Origin of the sequence: Enterococcus montenegrensis (genome assembly GCF_029983095.1) — a bacterium.
Lineage (GTDB): Bacteria > Bacillota > Bacilli > Lactobacillales > Enterococcaceae > Enterococcus_C > Enterococcus_C montenegrensis.
The window spans coordinates 69031-92269 of sequence record NZ_CP120467.1 but is presented as its reverse complement, the minus strand read 5'-3'; the positions used below and the strand labels follow the sequence as shown (position 1 = coordinate 92269).

Below are 23239 nucleotides of genomic sequence, written 5' to 3'. Positions count from 1 at the left end.
GTTGCGTGTTCTTACTTGGTGCTCCCAAAATTTCGCTTTGTTCTCCAAGCGAATTTCTTTTTAAAACGAGAGGACAATTCTCTTTTTCACCCCCAAATTTTTCAAAAAAATTTATGATCAGCACTAAAAAAAGTACGACCTTTTAAGTTTGCTTAAAAGGTCGTACTTTATTTTAACGCATTGTGACAAATTCCTCGGCTCCGGTTGGGTGAATCGCAACCGTATTGTCGAAATCTGCTTTTGTGGCCCCCATTTTGATGGCAACCGCAAAACCTTGTAACATTTCATCCACACCGATACCAATCGCGTGCAAGCCGACGATTCGTTCTTCTTCTCCCACACAAATCAATTTCATTTCGCATTTTTGCCGATAATCATTTAAGGCAAAATACATCGGGGTAAAGCGGGAACGGTAAACTTTTACTTTTTCAGCTTGATATTTTTCATAGGCTTGTTCTTCTGTCAGCCCGATTGTCGCAATCGGCGGATGGGTGAAGATCACCGTTGGAATCAGATCATAATCCAAATGCAGATCTTTTTTGCCATTAAATAAGCGCTCAGATAAACGCCGTCCGGCAGCAATCGCAACTGGGGTTAAATCAACTTTCCCGATAATATCGCCTACCGCATAAACACCCGGCACCGAAGTATTTTGGAATTCATCCACCGCGATAAACCCACGCTGGTCTAATTTCACCCCAATTTTTTCTAAATCAAGATTTTGCGTATTTGGTAAACGCCCACCGGCAAAGAGAACTTTTTCAGCCTGTAACTTTGCCCCGTTTTCAAACGTCACTGTAAAAGTATCGTCATCATTTTTAATAATTTCAGTTGCAACGTGCTCAGGATACAAAGACAAGCCTGCTTCTTGGTACATTTCCACTAAATTATCACTTAACATCGGATCAAAAGTTCGTAACGGACGCCCTTGCCGATAAGCCCACATGGTTTTAATGCCCATTTGTTGTGCCATACCAGAAAGCTCTGCTGCAATGTAGCCTGCTCCCAAGACCAGCATACTCTCCGGCTTTTTCGTCATGGCAAAAAAGTCGTCTGAATCCATTGCATATTCTCCCCCGGGGATATTCATATGGCTCGGTCTTCCCCCAGTCGCAATCAAAATATGAGGGGCTGTAAATTTTTCATCGCCAACCACTACCGTCTGGGAGTCGACAAATTTTCCATAGCCCGTTACTACATCAACTTTATTACTGTCTAAACCTCTTTGGTAAGCCCCGTGTAAAAAGGAAATATATTTTTCTCGGCGCGTCACCAATTCTGTAAAATCAAACGCTTTGATATCTGCTGTAATACCGTAACTTGGTGCATCGCGGCGAATCATTTCCAGCATTTCACTAGCCTGCCACATTACTTTTTTCGGTACACAACCAACATTTACACACGTTCCGCCTAAAGCTTTGCCTTCAATTAGCAAAACTTTTTGTCCGTGCAGCCCCGCTCTATTTGCCGATGCTATCCCGCCGCTACCGCCACCGATGACAATATAATCATAACTTTTCACGTAATTCTCCCCTTTATCCTTTTAGAATACGTCTGAAAATTTCAACGACAGATAATTTGACCTTTGTCCTATCAGTCACCCTTTAGTCTTCATTCAAAAAATTTGCTAAAATCTGAAGCCTACTACATTTTCAGACATACTAGGATTCCCATAATTTTTCCAATACCTGTATTGTACTTGAAAGAAAAATGATAAGCTAGTAGGCTGTTTATAGGCTAAACTTACTTAAAGATTACGTGGATATAACCAGTAATTTTTGCGTAATAGTTATTTTCGTATAAAGGAGCAAAATCATGCCGCTAAAATTTACCCAAATTCATCATGTTGCCATTATCGTTTCCAACTTCGCTAGCGCCAAACACTTTTATGTGGACATTCTGGGACTACCGATCATTAGAGAACATTATCGGCCCGAAAAAAATGATACGAAACTCGATTTGCAATTAGATAATTGCCAACTGGAAATCTTTGCCACAACTCATCCGCCCAAACGACCAAGTTTTCCTGAGGCTTGCGGACTACGCCACTTAGCCTTCAAAACTACCAATATTGAAGCCGAAGTCGCCTACTTAAAAGAACAGGGGGTAAGATGTGAAGAAATTCGGCGGGACACCTTCACAAACGAAAAAATGACTTTCTTCTTTGATCCTGACGGCTTGCCGCTGGAATTGCATGAATAAATAAAGTCGCAACAAATTAACCTGCACCCAATCTATCAAACAAAAAAACTCCTGTCTAATTCATGGTCGGCTATCTCATTTAGGTTAGCATCAAAGCTACCTTAGTGACAGTCATCCATTTAGACTGGAGTTTTTCTATTGTTGAACTAGTTTTATTCACAATAAGCTGAAATTTTGCTTTGCGGAAAATACACCAAAGTCAAGCTTCTGATATTTTTCCCGCCAAGCGAAATAACCTGCCTTGTCTTTTATCCTATTTCCTAATCCTTCTTCTTACGAATCATATCCCCCACCGCAACAGCTTGGGCAACAGGCATCGTTAAAATCATCATCGGATTTGGGGCCCGGTCGATCATTTCCCCTTCATCATTTTTCATCCATGCCACTGATTGTTCAAAATGTTTAAAGCCTGGTGAATAAAATTCAATTTCATCCCCGACAGAAAAGTGATTTCGTTGGCGAATCGTAGCAATTTTCGTTGTAGGATCATAGGCCATGACTTCGCCGACAAACTGATATTGCGGAATTTTACGTCTTGGGCCAAAGAGCTGTTCATTTTCCGTTGGTGTATGGTAATAAAAACCCGTTGCAAGCTCTCGTTGTGCCACTTTCCATAGTTCGTCAATCCACTCTTGTTTGCAAACATAATTTTCTGGATCTGCAATATAGCTGTCCACCGCCGCTTTGTACACGTTTGAAACGGTGGAAACATAGTGAATAGATTTCATGCGCCCTTCAATTTTTAAACTATCCACGCCGTTTTCAATTAAATCTGGAATGTGCTCAATCATCGTCATATCGACAGCACTCATGGAAAATTCTTCATTTACATTTCCTTTATCCGTTAAACTGCGGTGTTGCTCTGTACCAAAGGGCATATCGTATAATTCATATTTCCAGCGACAAGATTGTGAACAGCCGCCGCGATTGGCATCCCGCATGGACATATGGTTCGATAATGTACACCGGCCTGAATATGAAATACACATTGCCCCGTGAATAAAGGCTTCAATCTCAATTTCAGTATTTTTGCGAATTTCAGCAACTTCTGCCATTGAAACTTCCCGTGCTAAAACGACCCGCTCTAAGCCTTCATTTTTCCAAAATTCCAGTGTCTCAAAATTTGTGGCAGAGGCTTGCGTTGAAAGGTGAATCGGAAGACCCGGCGCTTCTGTTGCACAAATTTCAATCAATGCCGGATCAGACACGATCACCGCACTAATTCCGACATCCCGCAACTCGCGGAAAAATTCTCCCGCACCTTCTTGATTCCCTTCATGGGTAACCATATTGGCCGCTACGTATACTTTGGCATTGTGTTCTTTAGCAAAAGCTACACCTTCTGCCATTTCTTCATAACTAAAATTCCCCGCGCGGCTTCGCAAACCATACGCGTTCCCGCCAATATAAACAGCATCGGCGCCATAATGAATCGCCGTTTTCAATTTTTCCAAAGTTCCCGCCGGAGCCAAAACCTCCGGCCGCTTCAAGACTCTCTTTGTCATGTCTTTTTGTCACTCCTGCTTTAGATGTGAAAAAGGCTTGCACAGAAAGCGAGCAATAAGTCAAAAACAGTGTAAGCGCATTTTGCTTATCACTGGTTTTACTTATTGTTGAACTTTCTGGCCTTTTTTACTCGATTTAGTGATGTTGTCAACATCCGAATTGCCAACTGGTATTAAGTAAAACCAATTGTATGCCGCCTTTTGGCATGCACGTTGGGTGGCTTAATACCCAGTTGGCAGGACTTTTGACAACTCGATTTCTTTAGATGTGAAAAAGGCTCGCTTAGAAAGTGAGCAATTAGGCAAAAACAGTGTAAGCGCATTTTGCTTATCATTTATTTCTTGGCTTTTTGCTACTTTCTGGCCTTTTTCACTTCATTTATCGTAAATAGTTTCGCTTGCTTTTTAGCGAATCGCTTTTGGATCTAAATAATAAAAACCAGTGTCTAATCCGCGCTTTTCAGGATGCAAGGTCTGCAGTTTTTCATCTAATGCTGCAGCTTGTGCTTCGTCCCACGTCCCAGCTAAGATGGCTGCCTTAGCGGCCACAAATAATTCGGCAATGGCAACAAAATTGGCTTCATCGGTAAACAATCCATCCAGTTTCCACGTTGTAAAACCAGTTTGGGCCAACTGTCCTACTTCTTTCATCAAATCCAAATCATTATCAGCAAAAATATGCGTCCCATGACTATCTTCAAAGATTGAGTAATGGGTTTCTGGTTTTTTTGGTTCCGATAAGAACAAATCGCGTTCACGACTTGTACGCTCATCTTGCTGCGTATAATTATAATAATTTTGTAAAAGTGGCCGTTTTGATTGATGGATACAGGTTGCACCGTAAACTAAAACTTCCGCCGGTACCGTTAATTGTGGCGCCATTTCTACCATTTCCGCAAAAGGCACTTCTCTGGCTAAAACAGCCCCAACAGCACCTTTTTTACTCCAAAAATTAATTTGACGCGCACTGGTCACTAAGGTTTCCCCATCATATATAAAAGGCGTCGCCAAGTTTTCATTTTGCGTCATCACATAGACGACACCAGGATCTCCCACCACAATTTGATTGGCACCACTTTCTTTTACAAAAGCTAAATACTCCGGTACTAACTTCATTTTTTCCGGATGCATAATGCCATTGACGGCAATTGCTGCTTTTTTCCCGGCAGCATGGGCTAAATTTACTAATTGCCTTTGTTCTTTGCGTGAAAATGAATAAGGTAACCGCAAACCAAACGTTTCTTCCCCAAAGTAGATGGTGTCCACACCAGCTGCTAGTAATTTTTCGGCTTGGTCAACAGAGGCTACCGTTGTGACTAATTCAATCATCTTCTTCCCCCTTTGATAACTCAATTATCTTATCACAGGGTGTGGAATTTTAGAAGTAGCAATCAAAAATCCTACTATTTTTAGAAGATTTCCTGATTGGATTTTAAAAATACAACAGAACGCTAATAAGTCTGGTAATTTATCCCCCGAAAGTAAAATGGATAAAACAAAACTTTGCCAAAAAATCGTTAAAAGAGAACTGAACACAAAAACCCCCAAATGTTAGAAAATTACTAACATTTGGAGGCCGCATTTTTAAACGTTTTGCAATTTTTTCCCTTCAGTAGGTTCTTTTACTGTTAAGGTGATTTTCCCTTTTTTAGCACCGATTGTAACATTATCCCCCAAATGAATTTGGCCAGATAATAACGCTTCAGATAAACGATCTTCCACTTCTTTTTGCAGTGCTCTTCTGATTGGACGAGCGCCATATTCTGGATCAAAACCAGCTTTACCGATAACTTCATTGGCAGCAGGTGTGATTTTCAATTGAATATCTTGTTCGGCCAAGCGTTTTATAATGGATTTACTCATGATTTTCACGATTTGTTGAATTTCAGCTTCTCCTAATGAACGGAAGACAACTGTTTCATCAATTCGGTTTAAAAATTCAGGGCGGAAAGCTTTTTTCAATTCTTCTAAAATACGTTTTTGCATAGCCCCATGATCTTTTGTTAAATCCGTTACGTTAAAACCAACATTTTTTTCTTCACGAATTTGCGTAGCACCAATATTGGAGGTCATAATCAAAATCGTATTACGAAAATCAACTTTACGTCCTTTTGAGTCGGTCAAATGCCCATCGTCTAATACTTGTAATAAAATATTAAAGACATCTGGATGCGCTTTTTCAACTTCATCCAACAAGATAACAGAATATGGTTTAGAACGAACCTTCTCTGTTAATTGTCCACCTTCGTCATACCCGACATAACCTGGAGGAGAACCAATCAGACGGCTCGTACTGTATTTTTCCATAAATTCTGACATATCCACGCGAATCAGTGCATCTTCACTGCCAAACATCGCTTCTGCTAGCGTTTTGGCCAATTCGGTTTTCCCAACACCAGTTGGTCCTAAAAACATGAAGGAACCAATTGGACGATTTGGATCTTTCAAGCCACTTCTAGCACGACGAATCGAACGTGCGACAGCTTTAACTGCTTCTTCTTGGCCCACTACCCGTTGATGGAGAATTTTTTCTAAATCTAGGAGGCGTTCGCTTTCTTTTTTCTCCATTTGTTGCAACGGTACACCTGTCCACTGAGAAACGACAGTTGCGACATCTTCTGCTGTCACACGGTCAGCAAAACCAGAGGCTTCTTTTGTTTCCGCAAAGGCTAATTCTGCCAAACGTTGACTTAACTTTTTCTCTTTTTGGCGTAAACGAGCTGCCGCTTCAAAGTTTTGATTTTGAATTGCTTCTTCTTTTTCACTCATCAGATTTGCAATGTCTTCTTGCAAACCGATAATTTCAGAAGGTTCATCTGCTTTATCCAAACGCACTTTTGCTGAAGACTCATCCATTAAATCAATTGCCTTATCTGGTAACTGCCGCGAATTGATATAGCGAACAGACAACTGGACAGCCGCATGTAATGCTTCATCAGAGATTTCAACACCATGATGTTCTTCGTAACGAGGACGCAAGCCTCTTAAGATCTCTTCGGCCTCTTCTGGCGTTGGCTCATCGACTTGCACACGAGCAAAACGACGTTCCAATGCAGAATCTTTTTCAATATACTTTTGATATTCATCTAGCGTGGTGGCCCCAATTGTTTGTAACTCGCCACGAGCTAAAGCCGGTTTCAAAATATTGGAAGCATCAATGGCCCCTTCAGCTCCGCCGGCACCAATCAAAGTATGCAGCTCGTCGATGAATAAGATAATCTGCCCGTCATGATAAATTTCATCAATGATTTTTTTCATCCGGTCTTCAAATTCACCACGATATTTCGTACCCGCTACAAGAGAACCCATATCCAGCATCATCAAACGTTTTTGCTGCATATCTTCCGGAACTTCGCCCCGCACGATCTGTTGCGCTAAACCTTCTGCAATAGCTGTTTTCCCAACACCAGGTTCCCCTACTAAAACAGGATTATTTTTCGTTCTGCGCGAGAGGATTTGAATCAGACGTTTTACTTCTTTACTGCGGCCTACCACGGGATCGAGGCGGTTTTCTCTGGCAAGCTTCGTTAAATCCCGAGCTAAGCCGTCTAGCGTCGGCGTACCTTGCTGCATGCCTTTTGTACCCTGAGGCGCTTGTCTGCGGCGTCCTCCTAACCCGTTATTGGGTGCCTTGCTTTCACTTACGCCCATTTTCTTTTTCAAAAGTTGGCGCATTCTAGCTAAGCTCAAACCAAGGTTGACCATGATGCGAGAAGCAAGAATTTCATCATCGCGTAAAAGTCCCAGTAGTAAATGCTCTGTGCCAATATTCGGAGCGCCTAAGCGTTTTGCTTCGTCACCTGCATAGGCAAAAATTTGTTTTGCCCGTGGTGAATACGGTAAGTAAACTCCAGCCGGATAAGATTTCATCGTGCCATAGCCAGTTAAATGCTCAATTTCTTCTCTAACATCTGTTTCAGTAACGCTCATTTCCCGTAAAACTTTTCCAGCAATACCATCTTGTTCAATAATCAAAGCCAATAGTAGATGTTCTGAACCGACTGACTGATGTTTGAAAGTTTTTGCTTCTTCTTGGGCAATCGTCAAGACCGCCTTGGCTTTTTCTGTAAATAATTCATCCATCTGACTCACTTCCTATCCTCATAACTTAATCGCTCTAGCACTGCATGTAACATGCCAGCTCGAATTTCATTTTCATTTTTAAAACGTCCCAGCGTACTTTTAGCCAAAGCCGCTAAAATTAAATTACCTTCTGTTTTGGTTAAAATATCTTCTTCGTATAGCTTTTGAATAATGGCTAAAGCATCTTTTTCACCTAGTGTATCGACAAAAAGTTGATCTACTTGCTCTAAAAAGCGATGATTGTCAGAAATTTTGATTTTTTCAATTCTAATATAGCCACCGCCACCGCGCTTACTTTCAACAACATAGCCCCGTTGAATTGTGAAACGCGTATTAATGACATAATTAATTTGGGATGGTACACAGTTGAATAAATCAGCCATCTCGGTGCGACGGATTTCAATCATTTCGCTATCTTCCAAAATTTTTTTCAAATAAGCTTCAATTAAATCAGAAGTGTTGTGACGACTCATAATGCGATTTCCCTCCCTTGACTAATTCTGACCTTAATTATACCCAACTTAGCTGGATAATTAAAGGAACATGACTGAATCACAACATTCCTTTAAGAATTAGTGGAAGAAAAAGTAAAACACGTACACACGAACTGCTTTGTAACTTCTTTATAGGAAATAAAAGTTACTTCTCTATTTTACCGCAACTTTCACAAAAGTAAAAAATCTAACACAATGAATATTCATACATTAATTTGAGCTAATCACATACTATTTTTCCTTATAATTCACTAAATAATTTACTAGCTTGTCTATTTTTTAAACAAAATCATAGCTAATAAAATTTTGACCTTGAGAGAACTATTTTGATATACAAAAAAACGAAATCCTTAATATGATTTCGTTAAGACGCGCCCAAGAGGAGTCGAACCCCTAACCTTTTGATCCGTAGTCAAACACTCTATCCAGTTGAGCTATGGGCGCATAAATATTAAATTAAGTCTGACAACATTATAGCTTAAATTCATTTAGAAATAAAGCCTAAAATAAAAAAAATCGGGAAGACAGGATTCGAACCTGCGACCCCTTGGTCCCAAACCAAGTGCTCTACCAAGCTGAGCTACTTCCCGATAAAAAATAAAAAGACTACGCGCCCAAGAGGAGTCGAACCCCTAACCTTTTGATCCGTAGTCAAACACTCTATCCAGTTGAGCTATGGGCGCATCTTTCTAATGCCGAGGACCGGAATCGAACCGGTACGGTGATCACTCACCGCAGGATTTTAAGTCCTGTGCGTCTGCCAGTTCCGCCACCCCGGCTTTTTTACTTTTTAAAGTAAAGCGGAAAACGGGGTTCGAACCCGCGACCCCCACCTTGGCAAGGTGGTGCTCTACCACTGAGCTATTTCCGCATGGTTTTGATGCCGGCTAAAGGACTTGAACCCTCGACCCTCTGATTACAAATCAGATGCTCTACCAACTGAGCTAAGCCGGCCTTTTATGCGGGTGAAGGGACTTGAACCCCCACGCCGTAAGGCGCCAGATCCTAAATCTGGTGCGTCTGCCAATTCCGCCACACCCGCATATTTCTTATGAGCCGTACAGGGCTCGAACCTGTGACCCTCTGATTAAAAGTCAGATGCTCTACCAACTGAGCTAACGGCTCATATGGGGGTTAACGGGTTCGAACCGCTGACCCTCTGCTTGTAAGGCAGATGCTCTCCCAGCTGAGCTAAACCCCCATAAGTTCGCGTGGCGACGTCCTACTCTCACAAAGGGAAACCCTTCACTACAATCGGCGCTAAGAAGCTTAACTTCTGTGTTCGGCATGGTTACAGGTGTATCCTTCTCGCTATCGCCACCACACTATTTAATTAAGTGAATTTCATTCACTCAAAACTGGATCTTGAAGTTTTTCAAAACTCTTCCGAGTTTTCTTTTACTTTGGTTAAGTCCTCGATCGATTAGTATCAGTCCGCTCCATACATCACTGTACTTCCACTCCTGACCTATCTACCTGATCTTCTCTCAGGGATCTTACTTTCTTTAAGAAATGGGAAATCTCATCTTGAGGTGGGCTTCACACTTAGATGCTTTCAGCGTTTATCCCTTCCCTACATAGCTACCCAGCGATGCCTCTGGCGAGACAACTGGTACACCAGCGGTAAGTCCATCCCGGTCCTCTCGTACTAAGGACAGCTCCTCTCAAATTTCCAACGCCCGCGACGGATAGGGACCGAACTGTCTCACGACGTTCTGAACCCAGCTCGCGTGCCGCTTTAATGGGCGAACAGCCCAACCCTTGGGACCGACTACAGCCCCAGGATGCGACGAGCCGACATCGAGGTGCCAAACCTCCCCGTCGATGTGGACTCTTGGGGAGATAAGCCTGTTATCCCCAGGGTAGCTTTTATCCGTTGAGCGATGGCCCTTCCATGCGGAACCACCGGATCACTAAGCCCGACTTTCGTCCCTGCTCGACTTGTAAGTCTCGCAGTCAAGCTCCCTTCTGCCTTTACACTCTGCGAATGATTTCCAACCATTCTGAGGGAACCTTTGGGCGCCTCCGTTACCTTTTAGGAGGCGACCGCCCCAGTCAAACTGCCCATCTGACACTGTCTCCCACCACGATTAGTGGTGCGGGTTAGAGTGGCCATAACACAAGGGTAGTATCCCACCATTGCCTCCTTCGAAACTAGCGTCCCGATCTCTACGGCTCCTACCTATCCTGTACATGTGGTACAGACACTCAATATCAAACTACAGTAAAGCTCCATGGGGTCTTTCCGTCCTGTCGCGGGTAACCTGCATCTTCACAGGTACTAAAATTTCACCGAGTCTCTCGTTGAGACAGTGCCCAAATCGTTACGCCTTTCGTGCGGGTCGGAACTTACCCGACAAGGAATTTCGCTACCTTAGGACCGTTATAGTTACGGCCGCCGTTTACTGGGGCTTCAATTCGTACCTTCGCTTACGCTAAGCACTCCTCTTAACCTTCCAGCACCGGGCAGGCGTCAGCCCCTATACTTCATCTTTCGATTTTGCAGAGACCTGTGTTTTTGATAAACAGTCGCTTGGGCCTATTCACTGCGGCTGACCTTGCGGTCAGCACCCCTTCTCCCGAAGTTACGGGGTCATTTTGCCGAGTTCCTTAACGAGAGTTCTCTCGCTCACCTTAGGATTCTCTCCTCGACTACCTGTGTCGGTTTGCGGTACGGGCCGTTGTCTTCTCACTAGAAGCTTTTCTCGGCAGTGTGACATCAGAAGCTTCGGTACTATTATTTCCCTCCTCATCACAGCTTGTCCTTATAGAAATAAGCATTTGACTCATCTCAAGACTTACTGCTTGAACAGACATATCCATCAGTCTGCACTTCTTAGCCTCCTGCGTCCCTCCATTGCTCAAACAAATACAACGGGTACAGGAATATCAACCTGTTGTCCATCGCCTACGCCTATCGGCCTCGGCTTAGGTCCCGACTAACCCTGGGCGGACGAGCCTTCCCCAGGAAACCTTAGTCATTCGGTGGACAGGATTCTCACCTGTCTTTCGCTACTCATACCGGCATTCTCACTTCTAAGCGCTCCAGCAGTCCTCACGATCTACCTTCAACGCCCTTAGAACGCTCTCCTACCAATACACCTTCGGTGTACTCCACAGCTTCGGTAGTATGTTTAGCCCCGGTACATTTTCGGCGCAGGGTCACTCGACTAGTGAGCTATTACGCACTCTTTAAATGGTGGCTGCTTCTGAGCCAACATCCTAGTTGTCTGTGCAACCCCACATCCTTTTCCACTTAACATACATTTTGGGACCTTAGCTGGTGGTCTGGGCTGTTTCCCTTTCGACTATGGATCTTATCACTCACAGTCTGACTGCCGAATATAAATGAATGGCATTCGGAGTTTATCTGAATTCGGTAACCCGAGATGGGCCCCTAGTCCAAACAGTGCTCTACCTCCATCATTCTTAACTTCGACGCTAGCCCTAAAGCTATTTCGGAGAGAACCAGCTATCTCCAAGTTCGTTTGGAATTTCTCCGCTACCCACACCTCATCCCCGCACTTTTCAACGTACGTGGGTTCGGTCCTCCAGTGCGTTTTACCGCACCTTCAACCTGGACATGGGTAGATCACATGGTTTCGGGTCTACGACTACATACTCATTCGCCCTATTCAGACTCGCTTTCGCTACGGCTCCGTCTCTTCAACTTAACCTCGCATGCAATCGTAACTCGCCGGTTCATTCTACAAAAGGCACGCTATCACCCATTAACGGGCTCTAACTTGTTGTAGGCACACGGTTTCAGGATCTATTTCACTCCCCTTCCGGGGTGCTTTTCACCTTTCCCTCACGGTACTGGTTCACTATCGGTCACTAGGGAGTATTTAGCCTTGGGAGATGGTCCTCCCGGATTCCGACGGAATTCCTCGTGTTCCGCCGTACTCAGGATCCTCCTAGGTGCCTTCCAAATTTCGCCTACGGGGTTTTTACCCTCTTTGACTGACTTTTCCAAGTCATTCGACTATCTGAAAGAACTACCATATTGGAGTCCTACAACCCCAAGATGCAAGCATCTTGGTTTGGGCTGTTCCCTTTTCGCTCGCCGCTACTTGGGGAATCGATTTTTCTTTCTCTTCCTGCAGGTACTTAGATGTTTCAGTTCTCTGCGTCTACCTCGTATACGCTATGTATTCACGTATACGTAACATCCTATAAAAGATGTTGGGTTCCCCCATTCGGAAATCTCTGGATCATAGCTTACTTACAGCTCCCCAAAGCATATCGGTGTTAGTCCCGTCCTTCATCGGCTCCTAGTGCCAAGGCATCCACCGTGCGCCCTTATTCACTTAACCTTATAAGACCTTACGGTCTGGTTTTGAGCAGTTCTTCTAGCGATAGAAGCTTACTCAAGAAAATAAGCAATTGAACTTATTAAAAAACTCATTCAACGCGGTGTTCTCGGTTTGTTTTGATTTTTTCTTCAAGTATCCAGTTTTCAATGAACAAAATAAAATATTTGAGAGTAAACCTCTCAAAACTGAACAAAGACAAGTTACAACTGTGTAGTTTCCGTAATATTCCTTAGAAAGGAGGTGATCCAGCCGCACCTTCCGATACGGCTACCTTGTTACGACTTCACCCCAATCATCTATCCCACCTTAGGCGGCTGGCTCCATAAAGGTTACCTCACCGACTTCGGGTGTTACAAACTCTCGTGGTGTGACGGGCGGTGTGTACAAGGCCCGGGAACGTATTCACCGCGGCGTGCTGATCCGCGATTACTAGCGATTCCGGCTTCATGTAGGCGAGTTGCAGCCTACAATCCGAACTGAGAGAAGCTTTAAGAGATTAGCTTAGCCTCGCGACTTCGCAACTCGTTGTACTTCCCATTGTAGCACGTGTGTAGCCCAGGTCATAAGGGGCATGATGATTTGACGTCATCCCCACCTTCCTCCGGTTTGTCACCGGCAGTCTCGCTAGAGTGCCCAACTAAATGATGGCAACTAACAATAAGGGTTGCGCTCGTTGCGGGACTTAACCCAACATCTCACGACACGAGCTGACGACAACCATGCACCACCTGTCACTTTGCCCCCGAAGGGGAAGCTCTATCTCTAGAGTGGTCAAAGGATGTCAAGACCTGGTAAGGTTCTTCGCGTTGCTTCGAATTAAACCACATGCTCCACCGCTTGTGCGGGCCCCCGTCAATTCCTTTGAGTTTCAACCTTGCGGTCGTACTCCCCAGGCGGAGTGCTTAATGCGTTTGCTGCAGCACTGAAGGGCGGAAACCCTCCAACACTTAGCACTCATCGTTTACGGCGTGGACTACCAGGGTATCTAATCCTGTTTGCTCCCCACGCTTTCGAGCCTCAGCGTCAGTTACAGACCAGAGAGCCGCCTTCGCCACTGGTGTTCCTCCATATATCTACGCATTTCACCGCTACACATGGAATTCCACTCTCCTCTTCTGCACTCAAGTCTCCCAGTTTCCAATGACCCTCCCCGGTTGAGCCGGGGGCTTTCACATCAGACTTAAAAAACCGCCTGCGCTCGCTTTACGCCCAATAAATCCGGACAACGCTTGCCACCTACGTATTACCGCGGCTGCTGGCACGTAGTTAGCCGTGGCTTTCTGGTTAGATACCGTCAAGGGATGAACATTTTACTCTCATCCTTGTTCTTCTCTAACAACAGAGTTTTACGATCCGAAAACCTTCTTCACTCACGCGGCGTTGCTCGGTCAGACTTTCGTCCATTGCCGAAGATTCCCTACTGCTGCCTCCCGTAGGAGTCTGGGCCGTGTCTCAGTCCCAGTGTGGCCGATCACCCTCTCAGGTCGGCTATGCATCGTGGCCTTGGTGAGCCGTTACCTCACCAACTAGCTAATGCACCGCGGGTCCATCCTCAAGTGACGCAAAAGCGCCTTTCAAATACTAAACATGTGTTTGGTATTGTTATGCGGTATTAGCACCTGTTTCCAAGTGTTATCCCCCGCTTGAGGGTAGGTTACCCACGTGTTACTCACCCGTTCGCCACTCCTCTTTTTCCGGTGGAGCAAGCTCCGGTGGAAAAAGAAGCGTTCGACTTGCATGTATTAGGCACGCCGCCAGCGTTCGTCCTGAGCCAGGATCAAACTCTCATAAAAAGTGTTTGAACAGTCATAGACTGTTAAGCTCAAATAAAAATTAACTTTGCTAGCTATTGCTTGCATGTTGTTTGCTTCTATAAAAGAAGCGCCCTACACATTGGTTCGTTTGCTTGCTTTGTTCAGTTTTCAAAGGTCTACTTGCAAAGTTAAATGTATTTATCTAACTTGCAGTTGGTTGCTTTTTGAAATGTTTCAGCAACTCTTATATCTTATCAGCTGACTTAATTTCTGTCAACTGTTTTTTCAAAAAGTTTTAAAAACTTTTTGAAATGATATTTCAGAAGTCCGCCGCTCATCAAGCAACTTCGTTAGTTTAACAGTCGTTGTAGCAACTGTCAACAACTTTTTTTAACTTTTTTCAAAGTTTGTTTTCTTAAGAATCTCGTTCTCAAGGACAAGTAATAATATACCAACTTTGAAAGTTTAAGTCAACGAAAACTTATTGATTTAACAACATTTTTCACAACTCTAAACTATAGATTTGAAACGACGGAAAATCGTTCGTGATTTTTCCGAAATAGAACTTTTTAAAACTGGGTTAAATGAAATTTCGTTCGTTAATTTTTTGAAGGTGATTTTTAAGGAATCGTTAAAAAGGGGCTCTGAGTGTTTTCTTTAGCACTTTTTTGATACTATAGCTGTAGAAAGTACGGTAAATTTTTCTACTTAAATTTGTTTTACAAATCTTTTCTTCTATAGAAAGAACAAATTATTTTTAATACAGGAGGATTTTTTATGATGAAAATTTTAGTTGCTGATGATGACAAAGAGATTGTCGAGTTATTGAGCATTTATATTCACAATGAAGGTTACGAAGCGGTCAAAGCTTATGATGGTAAAGAAGCCCTGTCAAAAATCCGCACAAATCCCGATATTGAGTTAATGATTTTAGATATCATGATGCCCGAAAAAGACGGGATGCAAGTTGTCAAAGAGCTACGCAAGGAATCACAAATTCCGATTATTATGTTAACGGCTAAGACAACCGACATGGATAAAATTAAAGGATTAGTTGCAGGCGCTGACGATTACGTAACAAAACCATTCAATCCATTGGAAGTTATGGCCCGAGTAAAATCTCTTTTACGCCGAACAAAAATGCAAGTTACGCCAGATCAACCTGATATTCTAGAAGTAAATTCATTAATCATTAATAAAGATTCCCATGAAGTGAAAACAATGGATGGTAAAGAGATACAACTAACAGCGTTGGAATTTGGCATTTTATATCTATTGGCTTCTCATCCAAATCGCGTCTTTAGTGCCGATGAAATCTTTGAACGCGTTTGGAAACAAGAAAGTGTTGTTTCAGCTAAAACCGTAATGGTCCACGTGAGTCACTTGCGAGATAAAATCGAAGAAGCCACTGGCGGCGAAAAAGTGATCCAAACAGTTTGGGGTGTTGGCTATAAGATCGATGCAAAATAAAAGCAGACAACGCAAAGTCGAAAAGAAAAAACGCATAACTTTGACATCAAAAGAAATCAGCGAACTTTTGGCTGAGGGAATTGTTACGATTATCTTACTACTATTAGTAAACGTAGCTGTTTTAGTAGTCTTAGCTTCGATTATTAAAAACTCCCCTTCTCTGGAAAACGCCATTTGGGATTCTAAAAATATTTTTGCCCACCGGCTTGATTCTGACTTTTTCTGGAATGGTCGAAATTTTATTTTGCCGCTATTTTTATTACTTGATGCTGGTGTCTTGTATTGGCGGCTGATTCGCCGTTATCGTCAGATGCAATTGCGGCATATTATCAGTGAACTTCACTATATCGCCAACGGAAATTACGATCATCGCATTCCCTTTGAATTAAGCGGCGATTTAAGTCGTGTCGTTTCCAGCATTAACGGTTTAGTCGATAGTACCGTTGCGGCTATTGAAGATGAGCGCAAAATTGAAAAGTCCAAAGACGAACTCATTACAAATGTCAGTCACGACATTCGCACGCCTTTAACTTCTATTATTGGGTATTTGGGGCTAATCGAAGACGGCCAATATCAATCAGAAGCTGATTTGCTAAAATACACCCACACAGCTTTTGTGAAAGCCAAACAGATGAAGTCTCTCGTAGATGATTTATTTGAGTACACAAAAGTACGTCAGCCTAGTGTGCCGATCAACGTTACTTCTTTTGATATGATTCAGCTGGTAGAACAATTGGCCGCAGATTTTGAATTGGAAGCCAAGAAAAAAAATATTACAATTGAAGTTGCTTCACCAAAAGAACAGCTGATTATGGATGGAGACACCGAAAAAATTGTGCGCGTTTTTAACAACTTGTTCACAAATGCTTTTAAATATGGCAAAGGTGCCACTAAAATCGTGATTGAAGTCGATCAAATTGGAACAGAAGCAGTTATTATTGTTAAAAATAATGGCGCGATGATTCCAAAACAAGCGTTAGACTCCTTGTTCGACCGTTTTTATCGTGTAGAAGAATCTCGTAATCAAGCTACTGGCGGAACCGGCTTGGGCCTTGCCATTACGCAAAGCATCGTTGCGCTACACGGCGGCTATATTTACGCTAAGAGTAATCCTAACTGGACTTCTTTTATTATTCACTTGCCGGTGAAAAGCAATGTCTCACCAAAAGCGCGGAAATCTGATCACTATTTGTATCCAAAAGAGTAAGTTTATGCTGTTTTAACGTTTGACGGGTTAAACTTTTCTACGAAGATGCCAGTTGACGAAAATTCAAAAGTTGAGTATGCTAAAGCTAACTTGATAGAAAAACGAGAAAACCTAGTAAATGGTGTAACTTTAAAGAGAGCTGATGGTGGTGTGAATCAGTAGGCCAAACCGTTGAATCCAGTTTTTGTTTACGTACGCTTATGACAAATAAGCGCGGCTGACTGACGATACCAGTCAACAAGGGCAGCGTAAGCTGAACTTGGGTGGTACCGCGAACAAACTATTTCGTCCCAAGCAATTTGGGATGGAATAGTTTTTTTTTTATTTCTCCTAACGTGATAAAGTTCGCAGCTGTTATACGTTTAAAAAGTCTTATCGAAAAAAAATAAAGTGAGGGAAAATAATGTTAGATATCAAAATGATTCGCCAAAACATGACGATGGTAAAAGAAAAATTAGCAACAAGAGGTGTGCCCGCAGATGTCTTAGATGAATTTGTTAAATTAGATGAAGAACGCCGCACGCTTTTAGTCCAATCAGAAGAATTGAAAAAACAACGCAATGATGTTTCAGCAGAAATTGCCCAATTAAAACGCAATAAAGAAAATGCCGAAGAAAAAATCGCGGCCATGAAAACTGTCGGCGCAAAAATTAAAGAATACGATACTAAAATCGCGGCAATTGACGACGAATTAAAAACAATCGCGACAACCTTACCAAACTTGCCTAACGACTCTGTGCCAATCGGTAAAGATGAAGAAGATAACGTCGAAGTCCGTCGTTTTGGTACGCCACGAAACTTCGCTTTTGAACCAAAAGCCCACTGGGAAGTAGCAGAAGACTTGGAAATTTTAGATTTTGAACGGGGCGCAAAAGTTTCCGGTAGCCGTTTTGTTTACTATCGCGGTCTAGGCGCACGCTTAGAGCGGGCCTTGTATAACTTTATGCTGGATTTACACGTCTATGAACACGGCTATACTGAAATGATCCCACCTTACATCGTGAACAGCAATTCTATGTTTGGTACCGGTCAATTTCCGAAATTCAAAGAAGATGTCTTCCAGTTAGCAGACACTGACCTAACCTTGATTCCAACAGCTGAAGTGCCTTTAACAAACTATTATAATGGTGAAATTTTAGATGGTGCAGACTTGCCAATTTATTTCACTGCATTAAGCCCATCATTTCGTTCTGAAGCTGGTAGTGCTGGTCGCGATACCCGCGGCTTAATCCGCCTGCACCAATTTAACAAAGTTGAAATGGTGAAATTCTCTGATGCCGAGCATTCTTATGAAGAATTGGAAAAAATGACCAATAACGCCGAAGAAATTTTACAAAAATTGGGCTTACCTTATCGCGTGGTGGCTTTATCTACGGGCGACATGGGCTTTTCTGCTGCTAAAACGTATGACTTAGAAGTCTGGATTCCAGCGCAAAATACGTATCGCGAAATCAGCTCATGTTCAAACTGTGAAGATTTCCAAGCTCGTCGCGCTATGATCCGCTATCGTGATGCAGAAGGCAAATTGCACTACGCCCACACTTTAAACGGATCTGGTTTAGCAGTTGGCCGCACTGTCGCTGCTATTTTGGAAAACTATCAAAATTCTGATGGCACCGTTACTATTCCCGAAGTTTTAGTCCCTTACATGGGTGGTTTACAAAAAATCGCCAAAGACTAATCCACTATTTAAAAGCACAGTTGGAAATTTTTCTTACCGAAAATTTTCAACTGCGCTTTTTTACTATCAGGAAAATATAAAATTTTTACATAAATAATTGCTTTGCAAACTAGCCTTAACACCCCTAAGAAAAAATGTTTTTGATTTGGGCAATAATTTCGAAATATTCTGGTCCTATTGCCCAAAAATTAAGGCAGACGGGCAGTTTTTTTACTTAAAATGCCAGGAGCGGTTTTTCTTTAAGAAATTTGAAAATGACGATAATGTAAGGCTTGCGCCAACCTTTTTGTGTTGAATGGATAGGCCAATAATGGTACAGTGAAAATAATCACGGACAATTAGGGAGTTACGCGTAAAATGGAAGAAAACAACAGTACCCGCAGCAGTCGGCACTCGCAAAAACCAAGTAACAATTTGGGTAAGAATATTTTTACCTTGCTTAGCATTTTATTAGTCGTCTTATTCGGCTTTTTCGCCTATACCTTTTATCAAATGAAACAAGCAGAGGCCAAGGCGCAAAAAGTTTTTGAAGAAAAAACGACTGCGCTCTTACAAGAAGTACAAGAAGAACGGAATCAAAGTGGGATTCCTAGCGAAAAAACAGAAAAAAAAGCTACTGATTTGGTGACGGTGACTTACCTACCAAAAGAAGACAAAGTTTTTTCTGCAGCAGATAGTAACAAAGAATTAACCGCCCTAACCAATAAAGCCAAAGAAAGTCTAAAAGATAAAAAAGGCCTGATTGTCGCAAAATTGGAAGTTAATCCTGTTAGCGATCAGTTAGATACTTACGAATTAGTCGCTGAGCCTTATGTGTGGCACAAGGATAAACAAAGTTTCACCAAAGGTAAACCAGTCAGCAACAAGCCCGCCTATATTGCCCATAAAACTGGCAAAGCTGTAACGGTTAAAGAGCTGATTCCAGAAGAAGGCGACCTACTTGGCATTCAACAAGTGATTCAACAAAAGATTTTCAATGAAGCAAAAGATAAAAAAGCGGTTATCGATAGTATTTTGGATTTACCCCGCATTAATTATCAAAATAAAATTGAATTCACACCAGATGAATTAACCATCGACTTGGCAAAAAATAAAACCGGCGTTGATCAGGTTACGTTGGATTACAAAGATATTGCCGCCTATGTGAATACAGATTTTGTCAATCCAGAAAAAATCAAGGATGCCTTCCCGCAACTTGATCCAAAGAAAAAATACGTGGCCTTAACCTTTGACGATGGTCCTAATCCAGCCACAACGCCTAAAATATTAGATATTTTAAAAAATAAAAAAGCTAGCGCAACTTTCTTCATGCTGGGTAAAAATGTTAGTGACAACCAAGATATCGTCAAACGTGTTGTAGCCGATGGCCATGAAGTTGCCAGCCATTCTTACACCCATCCGGTCTTACCTAGTTTGTCAGATGCGGCTTTGAAAAAGGAAATTCGCGATACAGATAAAGCTATTTTTGAAGCTTGCGGTATCTTACCACGAAACCTGCGTCCGCCTTATGGTGCTGCAGATGAACGCGTGGCCCGCGTGGCTGGAAAACCCATCATCAACTGGGATGTTGACTCAGAAGATTGGAAATCCAAAAATGCCGGCATGATTCAAGGCCGCATCAAAGCCACTTTAACTGAAAATGCTATCGTCTTGATGCATGATATTCAACCCGCCACCGTTGAAGCATTACCTGGTGTAATCGACAACATGCGCCAACAAGGATTCGAGTTTGTGTCCGTTGATACACTCTTGAAAAAACAACAAAAACCAATGTACGTCTACTTCGGCGCCGAAGACTACCGCTTAGCTAAAGACCTATAGAAAAGCTTTATGAACGCGCCCAGCTTCCAAGTATTAAGTCGGAAGTTTAATAAATTGCTCCTCAAATTTCTTAAAATTTTGACTTAATACCGTAGGAAGTTCGTTCATAAAGCTAGACAATAGAAAAGTGGTACGAACGCGTTTAACTCTCAAGCAATAAGATGAAATTGTGATAAATTGTTTTTCAAATTTCTCACGATTTTAGCTTATTGTTGCCGAGAGTTCGTTCGTGAAACTAGACATGAAGAAAAGCTGAATGAGCCCAGCTTCCAAGTATTAAGTCGGAAGTTTAATAAATTACGATTACCAAAGAGCCAATTACTTCTCTTACCTTGCACTCTGCTTTCCATTAGGAAATGCCGAGTACTGCAAGGTGAGTTTTTTTGTATACATTGCGTGAACCAAATTATTAAGAAATTCTAAAGGGAGCAAAAAGAACTTACGAAGAAATTTTTCTCTTGATACGATAGCTAACGTTGCAATTGAAAAATAGCGTATTTACAGAAAATTTCTGTCATGCGCAAACTGAAAGGAAGTTTTGTATGCCCCAAACAAAAAAAGAAAGTTGGCTTTTCACCTGTAGTATGTGTCTATTCATGGTATTTGGCATGACGATTTATAATGTTGCTTTACATGGCGCGTTATCGTTTGGTGCCGTTTTTGGCGGTTTCCCCTTTGCCTTTGTGATTGCTCTTATTTTAGATGTCTTTGTTGTAGCGAAACCGGCTAAAAAAATCGCCTTAAAATTACCTACTAATAAAGAAAAAATGTGGCAAGTCGGCATTTCCATTAGTGTCTGCATGATTTTAGGCATGGTTAGTTTTATGTCGTTATTTGGCATTGTCGTAGAATCTGGTTGGCACCAGCTAAGTTTGGCAACGTATCTGCATACCTGGTTATTTAATTTTGTGATGGCATTACCATTACAACTATTAATTGTGCGTCCACTCGCTTTGACTATCTTAAGTGCCAGCCGCAAAATGACAGCCTCAGCTTAAGTCGTACTATTAATTTAAGTTATTATGAGCCACTCGTCTAAAAAATTTTAGTCCCCAACAAGACGACTAAAATTCAACTTTTTGTCGCGATAAACGCTATTTTTTATCACGACAAAAAATACCCGAACCTGTTTTCTAGTTCGTCAAAAAGGTGACGACAAAAAACAGGTCCGGGTATTTTTAATATTTAATTTTAAAAGAAATTAGGATTCAACGGAGTAGTTTGGTGCTTCTTTTGTAATTTGAACATCATGTGGGTGAGATTCTTTCAAACCATTGCCACTCATTTGGACAAATTGTGCATCGTCACGGAGTTGTTTCAAATCAGCTGCGCCTACATACCCCATCCCTGATTTCAACCCACCAATCATTTGGAAGATGATATCAGACACGCTGCCTTTATAAGCCACACGACCTTCAATACCTTCTGGCACCAGTTTGTTGGCTTCATTGACACCGCTTTGGAAGTAGCGATCGCTAGAACCTTTTTCCATTGCGCCAAGCGAACCCATCCCACGATAAGTTTTGAAGCGACGACCTTGATAAATTTCAAATTCACCAGGAGATTCGTCCGTACCAGCTAACATGGAGCCGAGCATAACTGCATGACCGCCTGCGGCCAATGCTTTCACGATATCACCAGAATATTTGATCCCACCATCGGCAATAATTGCTTTGCCATATTGGCGAGCAACAGAAGCAGCATCATAAATGGCTGTTAATTGGGGCACGCCAACACCGGCAACAACTCGTGTTGTACAAATTGAGCCTGGGCCAATCCCGACTTTTACAACATCGACGCCAGCATCATACAATGCTTTTGTTCCTTCAGCAGTTGCAACGTTACCGGCAATCAAAGTGGCTTGTGGAAATTTTGCCCGAATTTCAGCAATTTTACGTAGAACGCCGGCACTGTGTCCATGCGCTGTGTCGATTACAATGGCATCTGCTCCAGCGTCAAGTAACGCTTGCGCCCGTTCAAAAGTGTCGCTCGTTACGCCCACAGCAGCCGCAACTAACAGGCGCCCGTGTTCGTCTTTTGCTGCATGAGGAAACTCGATTACTTTTTCAATGTCTTTGATGGTAATCAAGCCGCTTAAACGACCGTCTTCATCCACGATCGGTAATTTTTCAATTTTATGTTTTTGGAGGATATTTTCAGCATCTGCTAATTTGGTACCAACTGGGGCGGTAACAAGATTTTCTTTGGTCATCACATCGTCAATCTTAATGCTGTAATCTGTCACAAAACGCATATCGCGGTTGGTGATAATCCCAACTAATTTGCGATTTTCCATTGTTTCGACAATCGGCACACCACTAATGCGATATTTTGACATCAAATGTTCAGCATCTTGCACTAAATGATCAGGAGTTAAGAAAAATGGATCGATAATAACGCCAGATTCCGAACGTTTCACTTTGCGTACTTCATCAGCTTGCATCGCGATACTCATATTTTTATGAACAACACCTAAGCCGCCTTGACGTGCCATGGCAATTGCCATTTTACTGTCGGTTACAGTATCCATGCTGGCAGAGATGATTGGAATATTTAAACGGATATTTTTCGCTAATTGAACATGCATATCCACTTCATTTGGTAGGACGTGACTTTCACCCGGAATTAATAAGACATCATCGAAAGTTAGACCTTTTTTAGCGAATTTCGTTTCCCAGTTAGACATTGTTAGTACCACTCCTCAGT

Annotated in this window: 12 protein-coding genes, 9 tRNA genes and 3 rRNA genes; 6 read left to right on the top strand and 18 right to left on the bottom strand. The window is 42.3% G+C overall.

Annotation, left to right across the window (positions count from 1 at the left end; all coding sequences use genetic code 11):
* Positions 1–172: 172 nt before the first annotated feature.
* On the bottom strand, positions 173–1522 hold the full coding sequence (gene gor / locus P3T75_RS00420; RefSeq protein WP_271856781.1) for a glutathione-disulfide reductase: 1350 nt from the start codon (positions 1520–1522) through the stop codon (positions 173–175).
* Between the two features lie 293 nt (positions 1523–1815).
* On the opposite strand from gor, the gene gloA2 reads away from it, so the two are divergent.
* Positions 1816–2202 carry an SMU1112c/YaeR family gloxylase I-like metalloprotein gene (gene gloA2 / locus P3T75_RS00415; protein ID WP_282461924.1) on the top strand — a complete coding sequence of 129 codons (387 nt, stop codon included), beginning with the start codon at positions 1816–1818 and terminating at the stop codon, positions 2200–2202.
* Between the two features lie 260 nt (positions 2203–2462).
* On the opposite strand, the gene P3T75_RS00410 is transcribed toward gloA2, so the two are convergent.
* From P3T75_RS00410 to P3T75_RS00335, 16 genes are all read right to left on the bottom strand, one after another.
* Complete coding sequence (locus P3T75_RS00410; protein ID WP_230711197.1) at positions 2463–3707, bottom strand: peptidase U32 family protein; 1245 nt, start codon at positions 3705–3707, stop codon at positions 2463–2465.
* Between the two features lie 405 nt (positions 3708–4112).
* Complete coding sequence (locus tag P3T75_RS00405; protein WP_282461923.1) at positions 4113–5036, bottom strand: peptidase U32 family protein; 924 nt, start codon at positions 5034–5036, stop codon at positions 4113–4115.
* 255 nt (positions 5037–5291) lie between these two features.
* On the bottom strand, positions 5292–7790 hold the full coding sequence (locus tag P3T75_RS00400; protein WP_206903171.1) for an ATP-dependent Clp protease ATP-binding subunit: 2499 nt from the start codon (positions 7788–7790) through the stop codon (positions 5292–5294).
* Positions 7791–7795: 5 nt separating this feature from the next.
* Positions 7796–8263, bottom strand: coding sequence for a CtsR family transcriptional regulator (locus tag P3T75_RS00395; RefSeq protein ID WP_206903170.1), 468 nt, complete (start codon positions 8261–8263; stop codon positions 7796–7798).
* A 391-nt stretch (positions 8264–8654) separates the two neighbouring features.
* A tRNA-Arg gene (locus tag P3T75_RS00390) sits at positions 8655–8728 on the bottom strand.
* A gap of 72 nt (positions 8729–8800) precedes the next feature.
* Positions 8801–8874: transfer RNA gene (locus P3T75_RS00385), tRNA-Pro, on the bottom strand.
* Positions 8875–8893: 19 nt separating this feature from the next.
* Positions 8894–8967, bottom strand: a tRNA-Arg gene (locus tag P3T75_RS00380).
* Positions 8968–8977: 10 nt separating this feature from the next.
* Positions 8978–9063, bottom strand: a tRNA-Leu gene (locus P3T75_RS00375).
* Positions 9064–9083: 20 nt separating this feature from the next.
* Positions 9084–9155: transfer RNA gene (locus tag P3T75_RS00370), tRNA-Gly, on the bottom strand.
* A 10-nt stretch (positions 9156–9165) separates the two neighbouring features.
* Positions 9166–9238: transfer RNA gene (locus tag P3T75_RS00365), tRNA-Thr, on the bottom strand.
* A 6-nt stretch (positions 9239–9244) separates the two neighbouring features.
* Positions 9245–9326 (bottom strand) — tRNA-Leu (locus P3T75_RS00360).
* A 10-nt stretch (positions 9327–9336) separates the two neighbouring features.
* Positions 9337–9409, bottom strand: a tRNA-Lys gene (locus P3T75_RS00355).
* Positions 9410–9412: 3 nt separating this feature from the next.
* Positions 9413–9485: transfer RNA gene (locus P3T75_RS00350), tRNA-Val, on the bottom strand.
* Between the two features lie 8 nt (positions 9486–9493).
* Positions 9494–9609 (bottom strand): 5S ribosomal RNA (rrf, locus tag P3T75_RS00345).
* Between the two features lie 78 nt (positions 9610–9687).
* A 23S ribosomal RNA gene (locus P3T75_RS00340) occupies positions 9688–12600 on the bottom strand.
* A 233-nt stretch (positions 12601–12833) separates the two neighbouring features.
* Positions 12834–14393: ribosomal RNA gene (locus P3T75_RS00335) — 16S ribosomal RNA — on the bottom strand.
* The 16S, 23S and 5S rRNA genes sit together here with 9 tRNA genes alongside, the layout of an rRNA operon.
* Positions 14394–15134: 741 nt before the next feature.
* On the opposite strand from P3T75_RS00335, the gene P3T75_RS00330 reads away from it, so the two are divergent.
* From P3T75_RS00330 to P3T75_RS00310, 5 genes are all read left to right on the top strand, one after another.
* Positions 15135–15824, top strand: coding sequence for a response regulator transcription factor (locus tag P3T75_RS00330; protein WP_206903056.1), 690 nt, complete (start codon positions 15135–15137; stop codon positions 15822–15824).
* A complete protein-coding gene (locus P3T75_RS00325; RefSeq protein WP_282461922.1) occupies positions 15814–17031 on the top strand; it encodes a sensor histidine kinase in 1218 nt (405 codons plus the stop codon). Before P3T75_RS00330 ends, P3T75_RS00325 begins: the two co-directional genes overlap by 11 nt.
* A 403-nt stretch (positions 17032–17434) precedes the next feature.
* Complete coding sequence (gene serS, locus P3T75_RS00320; protein ID WP_206902890.1) at positions 17435–18712, top strand: serine--tRNA ligase; 1278 nt, start codon at positions 17435–17437, stop codon at positions 18710–18712.
* Between the two features lie 357 nt (positions 18713–19069).
* Positions 19070–20533, top strand: a complete 1464-nt coding sequence (locus tag P3T75_RS00315; protein ID WP_230709912.1) for a polysaccharide deacetylase family protein — start codon at positions 19070–19072, stop codon at positions 20531–20533.
* A 542-nt stretch (positions 20534–21075) separates the two neighbouring features.
* On the top strand, positions 21076–21531 hold the full coding sequence (locus P3T75_RS00310; RefSeq protein WP_206902892.1) for a DUF2798 domain-containing protein: 456 nt from the start codon (positions 21076–21078) through the stop codon (positions 21529–21531).
* 203 nt (positions 21532–21734) lie between these two features.
* Here P3T75_RS00310 and guaB read toward each other — a convergent pair whose 3' ends face one another.
* A complete protein-coding gene (gene guaB, locus P3T75_RS00305; RefSeq protein ID WP_206902893.1) occupies positions 21735–23219 on the bottom strand; it encodes an IMP dehydrogenase in 1485 nt (494 codons plus the stop codon).
* Positions 23220–23239 lie beyond the last annotated feature (20 nt).